The 1188-nt window shown below is 35.4% G+C and carries 1 protein-coding gene; it reads right to left on the bottom strand.

Annotation, left to right across the window (positions count from 1 at the left end; all coding sequences use genetic code 11):
• Positions 1–74: 74 nt before the first annotated feature.
• Positions 75–1188: Tn3 family transposase (locus tag NiCM35_RS26605; protein ID WP_016205497.1), on the bottom strand; the 1114-nt coding region annotated here is incomplete at its 5' end.

Below are 1188 nucleotides of genomic sequence, written 5' to 3'. Positions count from 1 at the left end.
GGGGTAGCGTCAGGAAAATGCGGATTTACAACGATAAGCCTATTTTCCTGACGAATTCTCTATTTTTAACAACGTTAAGAAAGTTTCAATGGTCTTAAAGAATCTAACGAAACTTTTTTATCGGAATTAAAATGGTATTCTCCTAATAAATTAATATGTTCCCAACCTAGAGGTGACATATGGTGCAATAATTCTTCATTTAAACTATCTGACCGTTTTTGATATTCAACTGCTTTTGTTAGATGTAAAGTATTCCAGATACTGATGGCATTGATGATTATGTTTAAGGCACTGGCTCTTTGCAATTGATGCTGTATGGTTCGTTCCCTAAGCTCTCCTTGCTTTCCGAAGAAAATAGCTCGTGCCAGTCCATTCATAGATTCTCCTTTATTCAATCCTCTTTGTATTTTTCTTCTTAAAGATTCATCTGAAATATAATTAAGAATAAAGATAGTTTTTTCTATTCGTCCCATCTCACGTAAGGCTGTAGCTAGGCTGTTTTGTCTTGAATAAGAACCTAATTTCCCCATAATAAGGGATGCTGAAACTGTTCCTTCTCGTATAGAATGAGCTAATCGCAAAACATCCTCATAATTTTCTTTAATGACCTTTGTATTTATTTGTCCACGTAAAATGGCTTCTAATTTTGGATATTCACTTGCTTTATCTATTGTAAATAATTTCGAATCTGATAAATCTCTTATTCTTGGAGCAAAATTAAATCCTAATAAATGAGTCAGTCCAAATATTTGGTCTGTATAACCGGCTGTGTCTGTATAATGCTCTTCTATGTTTAGATCCGTCTCATGGTGCAACAAACCATCTAAAACATGAATCGCATCCCTTGAATTAGTATGAATAATCTTGGTGTAGTAAGAAGAGAATTGATCACTAGTAAAACGATAGATGGTTGCTCCTTTTCCGGTTCCATAATGTGGATTTGCATCTGCATGTAGTGATGAAACACCTAGCTGCATTCTCATACCATCCGATGAGGATGTTGTACCGTCGCCCCAATAGGAAGACAATTGTAATTTATGATGAAAATTTACTAATATGGCTTGTGCTTTATTCATGGCATCTTCATACATGCGCCATTGAGATACATTGGCTAGTTGCTTATATGTAAGTCCGGGTGTTGCTTCAGCCATCTTACTCAAACCAATATTCATTCCCATTCCTAAAAGG

It is taken from the genome of Niallia sp. M35, assembly GCF_050971705.1.
Lineage (GTDB): Bacteria > Bacillota > Bacilli > Bacillales > Cytobacillaceae > Niallia > Niallia circulans_A.
This window is presented reverse-complemented; position numbering and strand designations above follow the sequence as displayed.